Source organism: Pseudomonas sp. Pf153, assembly GCF_001269775.1.
GTDB classification, from domain to species: Bacteria; Pseudomonadota; Gammaproteobacteria; order Pseudomonadales; family Pseudomonadaceae; genus Aquipseudomonas; species Aquipseudomonas uvaldensis.
In genome coordinates, this window is record NZ_LHVL01000018.1 from 512,106 (window position 1) to 530,320 (window position 18,215).

Genomic DNA, 18,215 nt, shown 5'->3' on the forward strand with positions numbered 1-18,215 from the left:
GTTCAGTGACAGGTGGTTCGACCGGTCACGTGACTGTGCGTTCAGTGGCGGCGGATTATAGGGGAGCACGGGTGCACGGTACAGGCTTGCGCGCTCTGGTAAACTGCCGGCCTTCATTGCCCTGCCGAGTGTCGTTCGTGTCGAGTTTTCCTGCCTGTCGGCGTTTCCCATGATGAATCATGCCCCCAACGCCGTAGCCCGCCTGCGCGACCAGCGCATCGATGAGGGCATCAAGCCGCTCCAGGCCCGGGGCTGGCGCGCTCCCCGTTGCAGCGCTTGCCGGGTGATCGAAAGCCATTGCCTTTGCGCCTGGCGCCCGAATGTCGAATCCCGCTCCGGGGTTTGTCTGATCATGACCAACAAGGAAGTGTTCAAACCGAGCAATACCGGTTGGCTGATAGCCGACGTTGTTCGCGACAATCATGCGTTCATCTGGTCGCGCACCGAAGCCGACCCGCAGTTGCTGGCCTTGCTCAACGATCCCCAGTGGCAACCCTACCTGGTGTTTCCCGGTGAGTACGTCGAGCCGTCGAGGGTCACCCACACGGTCGAGATCGATCATTCCAGGCGTCCGCTGTTCATTCTTTTGGATGCGACCTGGACGGAGGCGCGGAAGATTTTCCGAAAAAGTCCCTATTTCGACCGTTTGCCGATCCTGAGCCTGCTACCTGACAAGCTGTCGCGCTATCGCTTGCGCCGTTCCACCCGCAGCGAGCATCTGTGTACGGCCGAAGTGGCGGCACTGTGCCTGGAGCTCGCGGGGGACCGTGACGCCGCCTCGGCCCTGGACGCCTATTTCGATGTGTTCAGCCAGCACTACCTGGGTGCCAAAGGGCAGCAGGAAGTGAATGTATCGACCCCGGCTCACGCTGAGCTGATGCCCTTTATCCGTATGGCCCAACCAGTATTGGCCCAATAGTGGCCCATACTGAAGGCAGGGTGGCCATGCTGCTTGACCACCCCGGTTTCGCTGGGCATGCTTGGCGCCGACCGGGGCACGGCCGAGGGTAAGAAACGCTGTGATGGCGACGCCTTGGCGTTGAACGTGCTCCCTTTGGACCCCGCCGTATGACGGTGTCTTGAGTGGCTCTGGCAGGGCGCGATTGCATCGGGTCTGCCATAAAAAACAGGATCATTTGAACAATGGCCACATACGAAATCCTGATTGCCGATGACCATCCGCTCTTTCGTAGCGCGTTGCATCAGGCGGTGACCCTGGGCCTGGGCCCGGATGTCCGGCTGACGGAGGTGGCCAGTATCGCGGAGCTGGAGAGCCGGTTGACCGAAAAGGCCGACTGGGATCTGGTGCTGCTGGACCTGAACATGCCCGGCGCCTATGGCTTTTCCGGTCTGGTACTGTTGCGCGGTCAATACCCACAGATTCCTGTCGTGATGGTTTCGGCCCAGGAAGAGGCCTCGGTGATGGTCAAGGCCCGGGAGTTCGGCGCCAGCGGATTTATCCCCAAGTCCAGTTCACTTGAAGCGATTCAGAAGGCTGTGAAGGCGGTGCTGGATGGCGACGCCGCCTGGCCGCCCCAGGCGTTCGAGGCGGTGAGTGTGTCCGAGGAAGCCAAGGCCGCCAGTGAAGGCCTGGCCAGCCTTACGCCGCAACAGTTTCGCGTGCTGACCATGGTCTGCGAAGGGCTATTGAACAAGCAGATCGCTTATGAATTGAATGTGTCCGAGGCCACTATCAAGGCCCATGTGACGGCGATCTTCCGTAAACTGAATGTGCGCACCCGAACCCAGGCGGCTTTGTTGTTGCAACAACTTGAGTCAATTTCGCCGCAGCCATAGCGTGTCCATTCACGCTTTTTTGACCAGGCCTGGATTAGCTTTTCCACCTTCTTTCAATCAGTTGCCTACTCTATGTCACCTTTCAAAGGCCAAACCGGCCTGAAACGCATCCTTAACGCCTCCGGCTATTCCCTGGACGGTCTGCGCGCGGCTTTCGTCGGCGAAGCGGCGTTCCGTCAATTGGTTCTGCTCAATGTTGTCCTGATTCCCCTGTCGTTCTTTCTGAACGTCAGCCGTGTCGAGCAGGCGCTGTTGATTGCGGTCTGTCTGTTGGCCTTGATCGTGGAATTGCTCAATTCAGCGGTGGAAGCGGCCATCGACCGCATTTCCCTGGAATTGCACCCACTGTCCAAGAACGCCAAGGACATGGGCAGTGCTGCCCAGCTTGTCGCCCTGACGATGATTGCGTTGGTGTGGGGCCTGGTGCTGCTTTAAATGCTCAGGCAATGGCCGGCAGCACGATTTCGTCGCTACGCTGTGCCCCGGCCGTAAAGGCCCGGCACAGCTCGAGAAATTCGCGCATGGCCGAGGTCTGGTATTTCTGCTTGTGCCAGATGAAATAGAACTGTCGCGCCAGGTCCATATCCGGCGTCTCCACTGGCACAAGGCTGCCGCGCCGGAAGGCATCGCGCAGGGCCAGACGTGAGATGCAGCCAATGCCCAGGCCGGATTCCACCGCGCGCTTGATGGCTTCAGTGTGTTCCAGCTCCAGGCGAATGTTCAGCGCGCTGCGATGATGACGCATGGCCTGGTCGAAGGTGAGTCGGGTGCCGGAGCCCTGTTCGCGCAGAATCCAGGCTTCATGAGTCAATTCGTCCATGGTTGCCTGGCCGCGTTTGGCCAGTGGATGTTGCGGCGCGCAGAACACCACCAGTTCGTCTTCCACCCAACTCTGCACTTCGATATCCGGGTGGCTGCAATCGCCTTCGATTAGACCCAGATCAATTTCATAGTGGGCAACCTGATGCACGATATTGGCAGTGTTCTGTACATGCAGCTTCACCTGGCTTTCCGGATGGCGCTGCATGAAACCGCCGATCAACAGGGTCGCCAGGTAATTGCCGATGGTCAGGGTGGCGCCGACCGCCAGGGAGCCGAAGCCTGACTTGCCGTTGAGCAGGTCCTCGATCTCCTTGGCCTGGTCCAGCAGCGCCACCGCTTGGGGCAGCAACTGTTTGCCCAAGGCGTTGAGGCTCAGGCGTTTACCGGCTCGGTCGAATAACTGGCAACTGGATTGACGCTCCAGTTCGGTGATGGAAGTGCTGGCCGCCGATTGCGACAGATTGAGCAGGTCCGCAGCACGGGAAACGCTTTCCTGCTGGGCAACGGCGACGAAAACCTGAAGTTGACGTAGAGTAAATCGCATATCGATATAACCGATAACCCTTATCTTAATAATCCATTTAACAGATATTGTCGCCGCTATTAGAATGCGATGCAATTGCGCTCCTTCCCGGCGCAGGCATCATTTCCAGGAGTCCCCCGTACATGAGCAACATGAACCACGAGCGTGTCCTCAGTGTTCATCACTGGAACGACACTCTGTTCAGCTTCAAGTGCACCCGCGATCCGGGCCTGCGCTTCGAGAACGGTCAGTTCGTGATGATCGGCCTGCAGCAGCCCAACGGCCGCCCGCTTATGCGCGCTTACTCGATTGCCAGCCCGAACTGGGAAGAGCATCTCGAGTTCTTCAGCATCAAAGTACCCGACGGTCCGCTGACTTCCCAACTGCAGCACTTGAAGGAAGGCGACGAGATCATCATCAGCAAGAAACCCACCGGCACCCTGGTGCTGGACGATCTCAAGCCGGGCAAGCACCTGTACCTGCTCAGCACCGGTACCGGCCTGGCGCCGTTCATGAGCGTCATCCAGGACCCGGAAACCTACGAGCGTTTCGAAAAAGTGATCCTGTGCCACGGCGTACGCTACGTCAACGAAGTCGCTTACCGCGAATTCATCACCGAGCATTTGCCGCAGAACGAGTTCTTCGGTGAAGCCCTGCGTGAAAAGCTGATCTACTACCCGACCGTGACCCGCGAGCCGTTCGAAAACGAAGGCCGCCTGACCGACCTGATGCGCAGCGGCAAGCTCTTCCGCGACATCGGCCTGCCACCGATCAACCCGCAGGACGACCGCGCCATGCTGTGCGGCAGCCCGAGCATGCTGGAAGAAACCAGCGAAGTGCTCAACAGCTTCGGCCTGACCGTTTCGCCACGTATGCGTGAGCCGGGTGATTACCTGATCGAGCGGGCGTTTGTAGAGAAATAAGCTGAAGATTTACGGCGTCTGACAGGCCGCTATCGCGAGCAGGGCTCGCTCCCACATTGGATTTGTAGTGTATACAAGGGCTACGGTCACCCCGGACCTTGCGGGAGCGAGCCTGCTCGCGATGATGACGACTCGGTCTGACTGACAGCCCACGAAAAAGCCCGCGCTACCTGATGAAGGCAGCGCGGGCTTTTTCGTTTCCGGCGGTTATCTCTTCGCGAGAATGACTTCAAGCACCCGGATCAACCCTGGCTGCGGGTAATGCCAGCGCACATCCAGGTCCCAGAACTGCGCTCCGTATTCCCGTTCGGCCGTAGGTATCTGGTACGCCGGACGCGGATCCTGGGCCAGGCATTGTTCGATCAGTTCTACCAAGGGTTCTTCCAGGCGATTGGCATGGCTTCGGGCCTGGAGCAACGCCGTATCCGCCCATTGCACCGGGATCAACCCGGGCGCGGCCTGGGCGATGGTGTTGGTCGCCGAGCCGACAATGTCGGCATAGGGCACGTAGGGCTTGATATCCAGGACCGGGGTGCCGTCCAGCAGATCAATTCCCGAGATCCACAGCCGACCGGCTTCGACCCGATCCAACTTGACCACGGACTGTCCGATGCCATTGGGACGGTGAGTGGCACGGGTCGCGAATACGCCCATGGACTTGTTTCCGCCCAGGCGCGGCGGGCGAACCTTCAGCCGCGGTTTGTCTTCCAGGGCCTGGTGGAACAGGAACAGCAACCAGACATGGCTGACCTGCTCCAGGCCCTGCACCGCGTCGCCCTGATCGAACGGCGTCACCAGCTCCAGCACGCCCCGCGCGGCCGGTGCCAGTTGCGGTTGCCGGGGGATGGCGAACTTCTCCTTGAAACAGGAGCGTACGAAGCCGATGGGGGAGACGGTGTAGGTCATGTGTCGTGACGTCAGCCGCGAACGCGCAGCGTCAGCCCCTTGAGGAAGTTGCGCAGCAACTGGTCGCCGCACGGACGATAGTTGGTGTGGCCGAATTTGCGGAACAGTGCACTGAGTTCCGGCTTGGACACCGGAAAATCCGCCGACTTGAGGATCGCGTGCATGTCATCCTCCTTCAATTCGAAGGCCACCCGCAGCTTCTTGAGGATGATGTTGTTGGTCACCGGTACTTCGATGGGCAATGGCGGCCGGCTCTCATCCTTGCCTCGCTTGAAGATCACCAGGCCATCGAGAAAGTGCGCCATGACTTCATCGGGGCAGAACACAAAGCCTTCTTCATCATCTTTCTTCAGATAGCCTGCCAGGTCCGCGAGGGACACCTCCAGGCCGCCGAGCTTGATGATCTCGATGACCTTCTTGTCGCTGATGTCGAGCATGTAGCGCACGCTGCGCAGTACGTCGTTGTGAATCATGTATGCAATCCTGATCGATCTGCAGTGGACGCCCCGGCTCGGCGGGGCATCGGAAAATTAGAATTTCTCTTTGGCCGACAGGTAGCGCCACTGACCCAGCGGCACCTTGCCGATGGACACGCCGCCGACGCGGATGCGGCGGATGGCCGTCGCCTTGAGGCCGACCGCCTGGCAAAGCAGCGCGATGATCCCCGGCTGCGGATTCTTCATGGCGAAGCGCAGGCGGTTCTCGTTCTGCCAGCTGGCCTTGACCGCAGGCAACTCCTTGCCCTTGTAGGTCAGTCCATGGTTCAGGCGATTGAGGCCATGGGCGACCATCTCGCCTTCGACTTCCACCACATATTCCTGCTCGATTCTGGACGCGTCGGCGGTGAGTTTGCGGAGGATTTTCCAGTCCTGGGTGAACACCAGCAGACCGCTGGCGTTGGCCTGCAGGTCGGCGCTGGCGGTCAGGCGCAGGAAATGACCCTTGAGCGGACGTTTGCCGAAGCGATGTTCTTCGCTCAGGGACTGCGGGCCCAGGCCGGCCATGGCGGTGTCCACGTCCATGCCCGCCGGAACGTTCAACAGCAGGGTGACCGGTTCCGGCGCGGTGGCCTTGGCTTGCGGATCAAGCTCGACTTTTTGCGTGGTGACCTTGAACTGCGGTTCGTCGACCACTTCGCCGTCCACGGTGACCCAGCCGCCCTCGATGAACAGCTCGGCCTCCCGCCGGGAGCAGCCGACCAGTTCGATAAGGCGTTTGGAGAGGCGAATCGGGTCAGTCATGACAGGGCCGTAACGAAAAGAGGGCAGTCATTGTACCTGTCTGGCGCCGGTTAATCGCGCGTCGATTTGCCTCGTTCAGCCGCTCTGGACCTTCAGCTCGGGCTGACGGTAGCGCATGTGCAGCAGCGGGTACGGCTGGTTCATGCCGTCTCGTGCCGAACGGCCGACCACTTCGAACCCTTGCTTGAGGTAAAAGCCTAGGGCCTGTGGGTTCTGTTCGTTGACATCCAGCTGATCGGCGTTCATATGTTCCATGGCGTAATGCAACAACTGCTTGCCCAGTCCCTGGCCCCGATGTTGCGGGTCGATGAACAGCATCTCGACCTTGCCGGCCGCCACACCGGCGAACCCGGTGATGCGCAGTCGAGCGTCCCGGGTGCAGATCAGCATCACCGCGTCCAGGTAACGGGTCAGCACCAGGTTTTTCAGCAGTTCGATGTAGCTGTCCGGCAGAAAATCATGGGTGGCTCGCACCGAAGCCTCCCATACTTGGGTCAGCTCCTGGTAATCGCTGGGTTTTGGGGTGTGAATGACCGAATGCTGGCGCATGCCCGCCTGTTCCTTGTGCTGAGTATCCCGTGGTCTCCTTACGATAGCCGTAAAAAAGCCCCGCATCTTGTCGCAAGAGCAGGGCTTTCAGAATTTACTGTGGAAGCGACAGGTTAGTTGCTCTGTTCAGCCCACAGATCGTACTCATCGGCATCGGTTACCTTGCACCAGACCTTGTCGCCCGGCTTGAGATGACTGCCGTTGTCGATGAACACGTTGCCGTCGATTTCCGGAGCATCGAAGAAGCAGCGGCCCACGGCGCCTTGTTCGTCCACTTCGTCCACCAGCACTTCGATTTCACGGCCGATGCGCATTTGCAGGCGCGCCGAGCTGATGGCCTGTTGGTGCGCCATGAAGCGCTCCCAACGGTCCTGCTTGACGTCGTCCGGTACCACGTCCAGGTTCAGGTCGTTGGCCGGTGCGCCTTCGACCGGGGAGTACTGGAAGCATCCGACGCGGTCGAGCTGGGCTTCGGTCAGCCAGTCCAACAGGTACTGGAAGTCTTCTTCGGTTTCGCCGGGGAAGCCGACGATGAAGGTGGAGCGGATGATCAGGTCCGGGCAGATTTCGCGCCAGTTCTTGATACGGGCCAGGGTTTTGTCTTCGAACGCCGGGCGTTTCATGGCCTTGAGGACCTTCGGGCTGGCGTGCTGGAACGGGATGTCCAGGTACGGCAGGATCTTGCCGGCGGCCATCAGCGGGATCAGCTCGTCGACATGCGGGTACGGATAGACATAGTGCAGACGAACCCAGACGCCGAGGGTGCTGAGGGCTTCGCACAGTTCGGTCATGCGGGTTTTCACCGGAGCACCGTTCCAGAAACCGGTTCGGTATTTCACATCGACGCCGTAGGCGCTGGTGTCTTGGGAGATAACCAGCAGTTCCTTGACGCCGGATTTGACCAGGCGTTGTGCCTCGTCGAGTACATCGCCCACCGGGCGGCTGACCAGTTTGCCGCGCATCGACGGGATGATGCAGAAGCTGCAGCTGTGGTTGCAGCCTTCGGAAATCTTCAGGTAGGCGTAGTGACGTGGGGTCAGCTTGATGCCTTGTGGTGGTACCAGGTCGATCAGCGGGTTGTGGTCCTGCTTCGGCGGCACCACTTCGTGTACCGCGCTGACAACCTGTTCGTACTGCTGCGGGCCGGTCACGGCCAGCACGCTCGGGTGCACGTCACGGATGTTGCCTTCTTCCACGCCCATGCAGCCGGTGACGATGACCTTGCCGTTTTCCTTGATGGCTTCACCGATCACTTCCAGGGACTCGGCCTTGGCCGAGTCGATGAAGCCACAGGTGTTGACCACTACCACGTCGGCGTCCTGGTACGTGGATACGACGTCATAACCTTCCATGCGCAGCTGGGTCAGGATGCGCTCGGAGTCGACCAGGGCCTTCGGGCAACCCAGGGAAACGAAGCCGACCTTGGGATTGGCTGGCGCGGTAGTGGTGGACATGTCTAACCTCGGTGTAGGGGGATCGTCTCTGATGCGGAGACAGGGCGCCTGACGCGCCTCTGATCAAAAAGTGCGCAATTCTAGCGATGGATGCGTCACTTGACCAGCTTTATGCGGGGAAAAACGACGAGTGCTGCGCTATGCTTCGCGCCTTTGCGCTTTGTTGCTTTTTACAGTCAACTGAATACCTGTAACTAGATGTAAAGCGACGCATGGGCGTGACAAAACATGTTGCGTATAAGAAGACGGGTTTTGGGAATCAGGAGTATTGGATGGGGCAGGCAAGTAGTCAGGCGGTGGAGGCCGGGCATTCGGCCGCAAACCCGCTTAGCATGCTGGTCGCGGCGGTCGGAGTGGTTTATGGCGACATTGGCACGAGCCCGTTGTACACCCTCAAGGAAGTGTTTTCCGGTGCCTATGGCGTACCCGTCAACCATGACGGGGTGCTGGGGATCCTGTCGCTGATTTTCTGGTCGCTGATCTGGGTCGTGTCGATCAAGTACATGATGTTCGTCCTGCGTGCCGACAACCAGGGCGAGGGCGGCATCATGGCGCTCACCGCCCTGGCACGGCGGGCGGCGGGAAGCCGGGCCCGGCTGCGCACGTTGCTGGTGGTCTGCGGTCTGATCGGCGCCGCGCTGTTCTACGGCGACAGCATGATCACCCCGGCGATTTCCGTGCTCTCGGCCATCGAAGGCCTGGGGCTGGCGTTCGAGGGCATCGACCATTGGGTTGTGCCGCTGTCCCTGGTGGTTTTGATCGCGCTGTTTCTGATCCAGCGCCATGGCACCGCGCGGATCGGCATCCTGTTCGGCCCGATCATGGTCACCTGGTTCGTGGTGCTCGGTGCGCTGGGCGTCTACGGCATCAGTCAGCAACCGGAAGTGCTGTTGGCGGTGAACCCGGCCTGGGCAGTGCGTTTCTTTGTGGTCCATCCAGGCATGGGGGTGGCGATCCTCGGCGCCGTGGTACTGGCGCTGACCGGTGCCGAAGCGCTCTACGCCGATATGGGCCATTTCGGCCGCAAACCGATTGCCCGCGCCTGGTTTCTCCTGGTGTTGCCGGGGTTGATGCTCAACTATTTCGGCCAGGGCGCGTTGTTGCTGGGGGATCCCGAGGCGGCGCGCAACCCGTTCTATCTGCTGGCGCCCAGCTGGGCGTTGCTGCCGCTGGTGGGGCTGTCGACCCTGGCCACGGTGATCGCTTCGCAAGCGGTGATTTCCGGCGCGTTCTCCCTGACCCGCCAGGCAATCCAACTGGGCTATATCCCGCGCATGTATATCCAGCACACATCCAGCGCCGAACAGGGCCAGATCTACATCGGTGCGGTGAACTGGTCGTTGATGGTGGGTGTGGTGCTGCTGGTGCTGGGATTCGAATCGTCCGGCGCGCTGGCCTCGGCCTACGGCGTGGCGGTGACCGGCACCATGCTGATGACCACCATTCTGGTCTCGGCCGTGATCCTGTTGCTATGGAAATGGCCGCCTGTGCTGGCGGTGCCGGTATTGCTCGGTTTCCTGCTGGTGGATGGCCTGTACTTCGCCGCCAACGTGCCGAAGATCATCCAGGGCGGGGCCTTCCCGGTCATTGCCGGTATTGCCTTGTTCGTGCTGATGACCACCTGGAAGCGCGGCAAGCAGTTGCTGGTGGAGCGCCTCGACGAGGGTGCGCTGCCGTTGCCGATCTTCATCAGCAGCATCCGTGTACAACCACCTCACCGGGTCCAGGGCACCGCTGTGTTCCTGACTGCACGCTCCGATGCCGTGCCCCACGCGCTGTTGCACAACTTGCTGCACAACCAGGTGTTGCATGAGCAAGTGGTGTTGTTGACGGTGGTGTACGAAGACATCCCTCGTGTACCGCCACAACGGCGCTTCGAGGTCGATTCCTACGGCGAAGGCTTCTTCCGGGTCATTTTACATTTCGGCTTCACCGACGAGCCGGACGTGCCTGAGGCGCTCAAGCTCTGCCATCTGGATGACCTGGACTTCAGCCCGATGCGCACCACTTATTTCCTCAGTCGCGAGACGGTCATCGCCTCCAAGCTCGAAGGCATGGCCCGCTGGCGTGAATTGCTGTTCGCTTTCATGTTGAAGAATGCCAATGGCAATTTGCGGTTCTTCAATCTGCCGTTGAACCGGGTGATTGAATTGGGGACGCAGGTCGAGATGTAGCGCCCACCGACGATTTGTGTTCAGCGCTTTGGGGCGCTGAACGTTCCTGGCCGAGCGTGGGAGCGGTCAATCAAAAGCCCCTGTTGCCTTGCGGCAGCGGGGGCTTTTTTGCGGCATCTGTCCCGGTATTCCGTGACAGCACTGTCCTGTGGCGCTTCGGAAAAATTTGACAAGTGTTTGCTTTCTGTAGGATTTTTTACCCGCCCGCAGATCAAGGAGTATCTGCCGGTGGCCAAGGATTTGGCTGCCGTCACTATCAAACAAGGATTGTCTATGCAGGGTTCAACCACCGTTGCTCAACAGGTGGGCGGTCAGGGCGTGCATGAGCATCAGCCTGTCTCGTCCCGGAACATTGCCCAACAGATTCTCGAATGCCTGTTTCGCCGTCGTAGCCTCGCCCCCGGGGAAAGCGACGAACTTTCCTTGCAAGTGTTGGAGCCCCATCTTGCGAAAGTCATGCGGGCAGTCGAAAGCGGTCGCAAAGTTGAAATGGTTTTGCCGGCCTTTCCCGGAAAATCCCCCAGCCGCAAGAAAACCCTGAGCCACTTGCCCGACCTGGCTGAATACCATGCCATCGATGAGCTCTATCGCCTGTGCGCGCAGATCCAGGCGATTTATGCACCCGGTGCGTTGATCCACATCTGCTCGGATGGTTATGTGTTTGCCGATCTGGTGCGTGTCCCCGATGCGGACGTCAAGGCGTATACCGACTCGATCCAGGATTACGCCGAACAGCACTACGGCGGCACTTTTGCCCATTTCGATCTCAGGAATGCCTACCCTCAACTTGATTGCCTGGACGCGATGCGCGAAGAAATGATGATCGAACACGGTCAGTCATTGATCCTGTTGCAACAGCGCTTCAAGGACGATCCGCACATGATGCTGATGTACTGCGGTATCCATCGTTTCCTGTCCGAGGATTATTCGGGGCTTGATGAATTCGCCGGCATGAGCCTCAACGCGGTGAAGAAGATCGCCAAGCCGGCCTCTCAGCGAGTGATCCAGCGCAGTGAGGCCTGGAGTGCATTATTGCAGGCGCGCTATCCGGATTGCCTGCGCCTGTCGATTCACCCGCAACTGGCGGTATCGACGAAAATCGGTATCCGCCTCGTTCCGACCAGTGACCTGTGGCGTACGCCCTGGCATTCGGTGGCAATCAAGCGACGGGGTGTGGTGACCCTCGAAAAACGCAGCAATGTCGACGAGCGCTTCCATCGGCTGGTATTTCGCAAGGGGCGTCCTTGTCACTACGCCAGTGCCCAATGAGAACGTCTCGGTTGCGGATCGATGCCGTGCTCTTCGATCTGGACGGGACCCTGGTAGACACCTTGCCGGACATCACCTGGTGCCTGAACCAGGTATTGCTGGCGCACGGGTGCCCATCGCTGACAACAGAAACGGTGCGGGGCTATATCGGCGGTGGTACCACTGCGATGATCGAGGCGGTGGCGACGCAGTTTGGTATCGCCGATGCGGGCATGCTGCACCAGCGTTATGTGGGTCTGTACCAGGATCATCTGGTGCAGTTTTCCAAGCCCTTCAGTGGTGTATTGGCAATGCTCGAAGGCTGTCGAGAGCTACAACTGCCACTGGCGATCGTGACCAACAAAGCCGAGGACATGGCCTGCCGTGTCGCTGAGTCGCTGCTCGCGCGCACGGCTTTCAACGCGATTCTGGGACACCGTGCAGGCCGCTCGCTCAAACCCCAGCCGGTGGTGGCATGGGAAGCCGCGCGACGGTTGTCGGTTGATCCCCGACACTGTCTGTTCGTCGGAGACACGGAGATCGATCTGCAGACTGCCCGTGCCGCGGGCATGCCCTCGGCAATGGTCGCCTGGGGCTATGGTCCGACGTGTGCCGGGCAGGCCCGGGCCCCCGACTTCTACTGTGAACAGCCGGCCGGGCTGTTACACATCCTCAAGCAACACCGTGGCGCCGTGCAGGCGTTCACCGAGCATGGCGATACCGTCAAAACCTGTTGATACACCCACTCTCAAGGAAGCTGTTCCATGGAACATAGAGACGCCTGGATCACGGCCGTCAGCGATTTGCTGGCCGGTTACCTGTTCAAGGGTACGGATGATCGTTTCGAAACACAGGGCCGGGACTGTCTGGCACTCCGGCTGGGGCAATGCTTCGATCAGCGCCGTCCGGTACGCTTGATCCTGCCGGGTTTTCCCTGCAAATCCCCCAATGCCATCGACCAGACCTTCGGTGTGCTGCCGGACTATGGCGAGGTCATGGCCATCGAACGCCTCGATCAGCTGGGGCAGGCCATTGCCGCGCTGCATGAACCTGGGTGCGTGGTATCGATCCTCAGCGATGGCACGACGTTCAATGACATCGTCGGGGTGAGCGATGACGTTCGTGCGGCCTATAACCGGGCGCTGCGTGAGCTGTGTACGACACACACCATTGAGTGGGTCAGCATGGAAGACCTGTTCCCGCAGGCTCAAAGTGCGGAGGCGGTGCGCGCCAGCCTGGTCAAGCAGGCCCGATTACCCTGGAAAAACCTGGGGGACCTGATCGAACAGAGCCAGCATGATGAAGCCCTCGGTCGGACCCACGACAATCTGTGCAGTCATCTCTACAACGACCTGCGCCTGTGTCGCGAGGAAGGGCAGAGCGAGGACGAGTACCTGCAGCAAATCAGTTACAAGGCCTATCAGATGATGCTGCGTGGCCAGGCCTTGAATGCTGCGGTGGATCGCTTCTTCCCCGATGACATCCGATTGTCGGTCCATCAGTACAGCAATACCGGGCCCAAATTTACCGTCGGGCTGGCCGAAGGGTTGAGTCGCGTCGACAGTCCCTGGCACGCCGTGCCTGTATGTAACCTCGACGGGAGCCAGAGCCTGCGCGCCCGGGCCCAGGTCGACCTGGACCAGCATGTGCTGGTCACCTGGCAGGGGCGGCCGTGGCTTTACCACCAGACGGAAGGTCCCCAGGCACAAGGCTTCGAGTACGAGCTGCAAAAGCTGCCGCTCTTCGGCCTGGTGGTGCGGGATCCGTTGGGGCTGGGTTTCGAACGACTGTCCACGGGGTTATTGGAGGCATTGGTGGAAACCTTCGGCTTTGTTTGCCTCAAGGGTTGCCATTTCGAGGGCCAGGACAGTTTCGCCCGCAGTTGCGAACGCTTTGGCACCTTGTACGAATGGGCCTTCGGCGCTGTACACGTGGTCAAGCCAGCGGACAAACCGCAAGGTGTGGTGCACTCGCTGGAGAAAACACCGTTGCATTGGGACTTGAACATGCTGCCCGATAGCGACGCTCAGGTTCAGCGCAACCCGAAATTCTGCGCCAGCAAGTTCATGTTGTATTGCAAGACGGCGCCGCTGCCGGGCGAAGGCCAGACCACCATCGTCGACAGCCGGAACGTGTTGCGCAAGGTCGGGCAACAGGTCGCCCGGCAATGGCAGGCGGTGAACATCACCTACTACACCAAAATGACCTACTTCGGCGGTTCGCCACGCATGTACAGCCTTGTGGATCATCATCCCCGCAGCGGCGAACTCATCCTGCGTTATCAGGAAGGCACCGATTCGACGTTGCAGACTCTCAGCCAGTCTGTGCAGGATCATGACGAGGAGGCTCAACAGGCGTTGCTGGATCGGGTCAACAGCCTGGTCTACGACCCGGAGTGCCTGATTGCCCATCAATGGAGCGAGGGCGATCTGGTACTGATCGACAACTATCGAACGCTGCACGGGCGGCTGCCGATGTCGGCGGGTTCCGCTTCGCGGGAGTTGTGGCGGGTTCAGGTCTACTAAGACCACCCCTCAGTGGGCGCTTGGTCGCGAAGGTGCTGGCACCGCCAAAACGAAAAGCCCCTGCAGGCTGTAAGGCGGCAGGGGCTTGTCGTTAAGCCGGTATCGAATTACTGATCGGCGGGCTTGGGCTGCCGATCGTTGATCTCGTCGATCAGGCGCCTGGCCAGGGCCGGGTAGTTTTCGTCGAAGTGATGGCCGCCCGGCAGTTTGACGGTCTCGCCCACGGCGGTCTTGTCGGTGCAGCCGCTTTCGTCGGCTTCTTCGCCACCGTAGATGCACACTACTTTTTCGGCGGGGAGCTTGGCCATCTCCGGGCCGGTGGCGGCTTCGGTGCCGGCGTTGCCGAGCCAGCCTTCGACCTCGATCTCGAAGCTGCCCGTGCGGGCGAAGGCCAGCAGGATGATTGCATCGACCCGCTGCTGTTCGGTGGCTGGCAGGCGGTTATAGATGGCTGGCAGCACGTCGGCGCCGAACGAATAACCGGTGAGGATGAAGCGCTTGGTCCCCCACACCTGGCGGTAATGCTGCATCAGTTCGGTGAGGTCCACGGCGCTTTGCTCGGGGCTCTTGTGCTGCCAGTAGTAGCGCAGGGTGTCGATGCCCACCACCGGGTAGCCGAGCTTGGCCATTTCATCGGCCACGTCGCGGTCCAGGTCACGCCAGCCGCCATCGCCGGAGAGGAACAGGGTCACGGTATCCCTGGCCTGGCTGGCGGGCACTTCGACCACCGGGATGGCCAGGCCGCCCTTGCCTTTTTCCGCGCCCACCAGGATTTTGCGCAGTTCGTTGTTCAGCACTTGCGGCAAGTTGATGTCGTAGTCGCTGATGCTGGTTTCGGCATTCTTCTGATCCCGCACGAAAGCAGCGCTGGTGTCGTCGGGGTTGTCGTTCCAGGCTACCAGCCAGTGGCCGTGGGCCGCGCTTTTGGGCAGCAGGTGGGTGCAACCGGGTTTTTCCAGGGCCAGGTCCACCGAGACGGCCTTGGCCTTGTCGTCCTTCTGCTCGGCCAGCCAGCGCCAGGCCAGCACGGCCCCCGGGCCGATGCCGCTGACCAGCGTCGCCGGTCCTTGAAGTTCTCTCAGGCCGGCTTGCAGGGCGCGCCCCTGCAGCATGCAGTCCTTGGGCAGGATCACCTGGACGATCTGCGCCGAGCCACTGCGGCTCAGGGTCGTCAATTGTGTATCGCTGAGTTTCTGATCTTCATTGACGGCTACCAGGACCTGGGCGCGAGGCTTGGTACCTGGAATGACCCGGGTCATCGGCGCGCCATCGGCGGGCGTCAGTTGTTCGAGAGTGGGTTGTGGGGCCGGGCGGTTCCAATACCAGTAACCGCCACCGAGGATCACCGCCAGCACCAGCAGGGCGGCCACTACATATCGCCAGGAGCGTTGCATCATCAGCGTTTCACCAGTCCAGTCAGGCCGCCCGCAATCAGGGCGGCGGTATCGGCCAGCGCCACCAGCGGATCGAGTCCGGCAGGCACAGCCATGTAACGAGGTTCCCAGTCAGGCTGGAATTTGTCTTTGAAGCGGCGCAGCCCCTGGAAGTTATAGAGCTGCTCGCCACGGCGGAACACCATCGAGCCCAGACGCTGGGTCAGTGGTGCGCCGCGACGCGGTTGCAGGCCCGACAACGGGACCATGCCGAGGCTGAAGCGGGCGTAGTCATGGTTTTTGTAATGTTGGATCAGGCCGACCATCATGAATTCCATGGTCAGCTTCGGGGCGTCGGGGTGGGCGCGCATCAAATCGAGGCTGGCCAGCTCGTGGCTGTGGGTCTCCAGCAGGTTGGCGAAGGCCACCGGACGACCCTCGAAGCGGATCACCGCGATGCGGAAATGCTTGAGATAGTCATTGCTGAAACGACCCAGGGAGAAGCCTTTTTCGCGCACGTTCTTGCCGGTCAACCAGGCATCGGAAATCACCTTGAGTTCGTCCATCGGGGCCTGGCCCGGCTCGTGGATTTCCAGGGACAGGCCGTCCCGGGTGCCACGGTTCCAGGTGTAACGCAGGTCCTTCATCTCCTTGCCCTTGGCCTCGAGGTCGAAACGCTTGAGGTCGACCCGCGCTTCTTCACCCAGCTTGATCGCCGTCAGGCCGATGTCCATGTAGTAGGGCAGGTTCTCGGCGCGCACCTGATAGAACACCGGCCGGGCGTGATGGATATCGCACAGGTCACGGAACTGCCAGATCATTTCGGCCCGTTGCTGGGTCGGTCCGATCGGGTCGTACAGCGCCACCAGGCTGCGGCCGCGGCGGGCATACATCAGGAACGCCTCATCGTTGGGATGAAACAGCAACGCCTTGTCGCCCGTCAGGGCCAGGCCACCGTCGGGTTGCGAAGACGTCATGAGAATCGCCTTGGCGCGCTCCAACTCCTCGGCCGTGGGTAGATGGATCACCGGCCGCGCCGTACGCAACAACCAGGTCAGTGACACGACTACCAGCAGCACTGCGGCCCCCAGCAGCGAACGCAGGCCCCGTGGGGCATCGGCATCCAGGGTGAACTGCCACCACAGTTGATGGCTGTACGGGACATCCTGATAGGCAAACAACAGCAACCAGATCGAAGCGCCCAGCACGCAGAGACTGGCGATCAGAAACAACGGGGAAAAAGGCAGCTCGGTCAGGCGGCTCGGACGATAGAAGGAACGCCGGAAAACAGCCAGCAGGGCGGCCGTCAATGTCAGCAGCGTCGCCTCTTCCCAGTCGAAGCCCTTGAGCAGCGAGAGCAGGGCGCCCACCAGCAGCAACACGGTGGTCAACATCCAGGCGGCCGACAGGCGACGGCGCAAGCCCTGGGCGAGCAACAGGCACAAGACACCCACCAGGCTGGCGCCGAAGTGGGAAGCGTCCACCAGTCGATGGGGGATCAGGAAACCGATGTGCTCCAGGCGGGTGTCGATTTCCGGGGTCACGCCGGAAAACAGCAGCACCACGCCCGACAGGAACACCAGCACCGCCAGGATCGGCGCCGCCAGACCGGACGCCGCCCGCAAGGTCTGGCGGGTCTGGAATAGTCGTTGCGCTTCACTGATCAGCAGCAGTACGCAGGCCACCAGCATGGGTAGCAACACGTAGATCAGACGGTACAGGAGCAGGGCGGCGGCCAGCGGCGCGGCGCCCAGTTTGTCGGCGAAGGCAGCGAGCAGGATCGCTTCGAACACCCCGACGCCGCCTGGCACATGGCTGAGCACGCCGGCGGCTAACGCCAGCAGGTACACCAACAGGAATGCGCCGAAGGGCGGCGCCTCGGGCAGCAGCAGATACAGCACAGTGGCGGCGGCGGCCACGTCCAGTGCCGTGATGATCAGTTGCAGGAAGGTCAGGCGTCGGCCCGGCAGGCGAAGGGTGCGACGTCCGGCCTTGACCAGAAGGCTGTCTCGATGAGGCTGTTCAGGCAGGCGTCGGCGGTAGATACCGACGGCCAGCACACCCATGACCAGCAACACCGCCACGGAGATCGCTGCGAGCAAAGTCGCGGGCAGGTGCAGCGCCGCGGAGGCAGCGGGCAGGTTGCTGAGAGTGGCCAGGGCCGCCAGCGGCGGTAGCGCACAGCCCAGGGACAGGCTGGCGAACAACGTCATGTGGGCGACATCCGCCGCTCCGAGGCCATGGCGGGCATACAATCGGTAGCGCACCGAACCGCCCGACAGCAGTGACAGGCCAATCGCATTGCCGATGGCAAACGCGGTAAACCCGCCAAGGATCAATGTCTGGGAAGGGAGCGTCACGCCGGCATAACGGCTGGCGGACCATTCGTAGCCCAACAGAATGATGAAACCTGTGACCGTGGCGGCTATGGCGCCAAGCAGGGCCGGGCGAGGCACGTCGAGGATCGAGTCGTGTAGCGCGTAAAGATCGAGTTCGCTAAGCAGATGACGACAGGCAATCAGTGCAATCGCAAACAGCAACAGCGTGACGGCGAGGCCCAAGGGCTGGCGGTACTGGCTGATCCGGTCCAGCCAGCGCAGTCGTTCGGCCTTGATCGGTTGTGTCGCGGTAACAGTGTCTTGCGGGTCAGAGTGGGCGCGCATCAATCACCTCTTGAGCT

16 protein-coding genes are annotated in these 18,215 nt (G+C 60.9%); 8 read left to right on the forward strand and 8 right to left on the reverse strand.

Annotation, left to right across the window (positions count from 1 at the left end; translation table 11 throughout):
• The first annotated feature begins 172 nt into the window (after nucleotides 1-172).
• The 3 genes from AD666_RS14525 (at nucleotide 173) to AD666_RS14535 (ending at nucleotide 2,232) form a co-directional block, all read left to right on the forward strand.
• Entirely contained in the window at nucleotides 173-919 is a 747-nt protein-coding gene (locus tag AD666_RS14525; RefSeq protein WP_053153258.1) for a tRNA-uridine aminocarboxypropyltransferase, read from the forward strand.
• A 224-nt stretch (nucleotides 920-1,143) separates the two neighbouring features.
• The gene (erdR, locus tag AD666_RS14530; protein WP_053152923.1) at nucleotides 1,144-1,797 is read left to right on the forward strand and encodes a response regulator transcription factor ErdR; all 654 of its coding nucleotides are present in this window, start codon (nucleotides 1,144-1,146) and stop codon (nucleotides 1,795-1,797) included.
• 72 nt (nucleotides 1,798-1,869) lie between these two features.
• A complete protein-coding gene (locus tag AD666_RS14535) occupies nucleotides 1,870-2,232 on the forward strand; it encodes a diacylglycerol kinase (protein WP_053152926.1) in 363 nt (120 codons plus the stop codon).
• Nucleotides 2,233-2,236: 4 nt separating this feature from the next.
• Here the strand turns inward: AD666_RS14535 and AD666_RS14540 are convergent, their stop codons facing one another.
• Nucleotides 2,237-3,163 carry a LysR family transcriptional regulator gene (locus AD666_RS14540; protein WP_053152929.1) on the reverse strand — a complete coding sequence of 309 codons (927 nt, stop codon included), beginning with the start codon at nucleotides 3,161-3,163 and terminating at the stop codon, nucleotides 2,237-2,239.
• Between the two features lie 122 nt (nucleotides 3,164-3,285).
• On the opposite strand from AD666_RS14540, the gene fpr reads away from it, so the two are divergent.
• Entirely contained in the window at nucleotides 3,286-4,065 is a 780-nt protein-coding gene (gene fpr / locus AD666_RS14545) for a ferredoxin-NADP reductase (protein ID WP_016966062.1), read from the forward strand.
• A 207-nt stretch (nucleotides 4,066-4,272) separates the two neighbouring features.
• On the opposite strand, the gene tsaA is transcribed toward fpr, so the two are convergent.
• From tsaA to rimO, 5 genes are all read right to left on the reverse strand, one after another.
• Complete coding sequence (tsaA, locus tag AD666_RS14550; protein ID WP_053152932.1) at nucleotides 4,273-4,971, reverse strand: tRNA (N6-threonylcarbamoyladenosine(37)-N6)-methyltransferase TrmO; 699 nt, start codon at nucleotides 4,969-4,971, stop codon at nucleotides 4,273-4,275.
• 11 nt (nucleotides 4,972-4,982) lie between these two features.
• Nucleotides 4,983-5,444: a DUF1456 family protein gene (locus AD666_RS14555; protein ID WP_053152934.1), complete on the reverse strand. Its 462-nt coding sequence runs from the start codon at nucleotides 5,442-5,444 to the stop codon at nucleotides 4,983-4,985.
• A 57-nt stretch (nucleotides 5,445-5,501) separates the two neighbouring features.
• A complete protein-coding gene (locus AD666_RS14560) occupies nucleotides 5,502-6,212 on the reverse strand; it encodes an rRNA pseudouridine synthase (protein ID WP_053152937.1) in 711 nt (236 codons plus the stop codon).
• A gap of 75 nt (nucleotides 6,213-6,287) precedes the next feature.
• The gene (locus AD666_RS14565) at nucleotides 6,288-6,761 is read right to left on the reverse strand and encodes a GNAT family N-acetyltransferase (RefSeq protein WP_053152941.1); all 474 of its coding nucleotides are present in this window, start codon (nucleotides 6,759-6,761) and stop codon (nucleotides 6,288-6,290) included.
• 113 nt (nucleotides 6,762-6,874) lie between these two features.
• Complete coding sequence (gene rimO, locus AD666_RS14570; RefSeq protein WP_053152944.1) at nucleotides 6,875-8,215, reverse strand: 30S ribosomal protein S12 methylthiotransferase RimO; 1,341 nt, start codon at nucleotides 8,213-8,215, stop codon at nucleotides 6,875-6,877.
• A 272-nt stretch (nucleotides 8,216-8,487) separates the two neighbouring features.
• Between rimO and AD666_RS14575 the strand changes: the two genes are divergently transcribed.
• The 4 genes from AD666_RS14575 (at nucleotide 8,488) to AD666_RS14590 (ending at nucleotide 14,162) form a co-directional block, all read left to right on the forward strand.
• Nucleotides 8,488-10,389, forward strand: a complete 1,902-nt coding sequence (locus AD666_RS14575) for a potassium transporter Kup (protein ID WP_053152947.1) — start codon at nucleotides 8,488-8,490, stop codon at nucleotides 10,387-10,389.
• 273 nt (nucleotides 10,390-10,662) lie between these two features.
• Nucleotides 10,663-11,658: an isocyanide synthase family protein gene (locus tag AD666_RS14580; RefSeq protein ID WP_053152950.1), complete on the forward strand. Its 996-nt coding sequence runs from the start codon at nucleotides 10,663-10,665 to the stop codon at nucleotides 11,656-11,658.
• Nucleotides 11,655-12,374, forward strand: a complete 720-nt coding sequence (locus tag AD666_RS14585; protein WP_053152953.1) for an HAD hydrolase-like protein — start codon at nucleotides 11,655-11,657, stop codon at nucleotides 12,372-12,374. Before AD666_RS14580 ends, AD666_RS14585 begins: the two co-directional genes overlap by 4 nt.
• A 27-nt stretch (nucleotides 12,375-12,401) precedes the next feature.
• Nucleotides 12,402-14,162, forward strand: a complete 1,761-nt coding sequence (locus tag AD666_RS14590; protein WP_053152956.1) for an L-tyrosine/L-tryptophan isonitrile synthase family protein — start codon at nucleotides 12,402-12,404, stop codon at nucleotides 14,160-14,162.
• Between the two features lie 107 nt (nucleotides 14,163-14,269).
• On the opposite strand, the gene AD666_RS14595 is transcribed toward AD666_RS14590, so the two are convergent.
• Nucleotides 14,270-15,559, reverse strand: coding sequence for a virulence factor family protein (locus AD666_RS14595; RefSeq protein WP_053152958.1), 1,290 nt, complete (start codon nucleotides 15,557-15,559; stop codon nucleotides 14,270-14,272).
• Nucleotides 15,559-18,198: a bifunctional lysylphosphatidylglycerol flippase/synthetase MprF gene (mprF, locus tag AD666_RS14600; protein ID WP_053152960.1), complete on the reverse strand. Its 2,640-nt coding sequence runs from the start codon at nucleotides 18,196-18,198 to the stop codon at nucleotides 15,559-15,561. Before mprF ends, AD666_RS14595 begins: the two co-directional genes overlap by 1 nt.
• Nucleotides 18,199-18,215 lie beyond the last annotated feature (17 nt).

Excerpts from the sequence above, each read along its gene's own strand:
- AD666_RS14565 (WP_053152941.1), bottom strand. The coding sequence starts at position 6,761 with ATGCGCCAGCATTCGGTCATTCACACCCCAAAACCCAGCGATTACCAG.
- AD666_RS14540 (WP_053152929.1), bottom strand. The coding sequence starts at position 3,163 with ATGCGATTTACTCTACGTCAACTTCAGGTTTTCGTCGCCGTTGCCCAG.
- AD666_RS14585 (WP_053152953.1), top strand. The coding sequence starts at position 11,655 with ATGAGAACGTCTCGGTTGCGGATCGATGCCGTGCTCTTCGATCTGGAC.
- rimO (WP_053152944.1), bottom strand. The coding sequence starts at position 8,215 with ATGTCCACCACTACCGCGCCAGCCAATCCCAAGGTCGGCTTCGTTTCC.
- erdR (WP_053152923.1), top strand. The coding sequence starts at position 1,144 with ATGGCCACATACGAAATCCTGATTGCCGATGACCATCCGCTCTTTCGT.
- AD666_RS14595 (WP_053152958.1), bottom strand. The coding sequence starts at position 15,559 with ATGATGCAACGCTCCTGGCGATATGTAGTGGCCGCCCTGCTGGTGCTG.
- AD666_RS14560 (WP_053152937.1), bottom strand. The coding sequence starts at position 6,212 with ATGACTGACCCGATTCGCCTCTCCAAACGCCTTATCGAACTGGTCGGC.
- AD666_RS14555 (WP_053152934.1), bottom strand. The coding sequence starts at position 5,444 with ATGATTCACAACGACGTACTGCGCAGCGTGCGCTACATGCTCGACATC.
- AD666_RS14575 (WP_053152947.1), top strand. The coding sequence starts at position 8,488 with ATGGGGCAGGCAAGTAGTCAGGCGGTGGAGGCCGGGCATTCGGCCGCA.
- fpr (WP_016966062.1), top strand. The coding sequence starts at position 3,286 with ATGAGCAACATGAACCACGAGCGTGTCCTCAGTGTTCATCACTGGAAC.
- mprF (WP_053152960.1), bottom strand. The coding sequence starts at position 18,198 with ATGCGCGCCCACTCTGACCCGCAAGACACTGTTACCGCGACACAACCG.
- AD666_RS14580 (WP_053152950.1), top strand. The coding sequence starts at position 10,663 with ATGCAGGGTTCAACCACCGTTGCTCAACAGGTGGGCGGTCAGGGCGTG.
- AD666_RS14535 (WP_053152926.1), top strand. The coding sequence starts at position 1,870 with ATGTCACCTTTCAAAGGCCAAACCGGCCTGAAACGCATCCTTAACGCC.
- AD666_RS14590 (WP_053152956.1), top strand. The coding sequence starts at position 12,402 with ATGGAACATAGAGACGCCTGGATCACGGCCGTCAGCGATTTGCTGGCC.
- AD666_RS14525 (WP_053153258.1), top strand. The coding sequence starts at position 173 with ATGAATCATGCCCCCAACGCCGTAGCCCGCCTGCGCGACCAGCGCATC.
- tsaA (WP_053152932.1), bottom strand. The coding sequence starts at position 4,971 with ATGACCTACACCGTCTCCCCCATCGGCTTCGTACGCTCCTGTTTCAAG.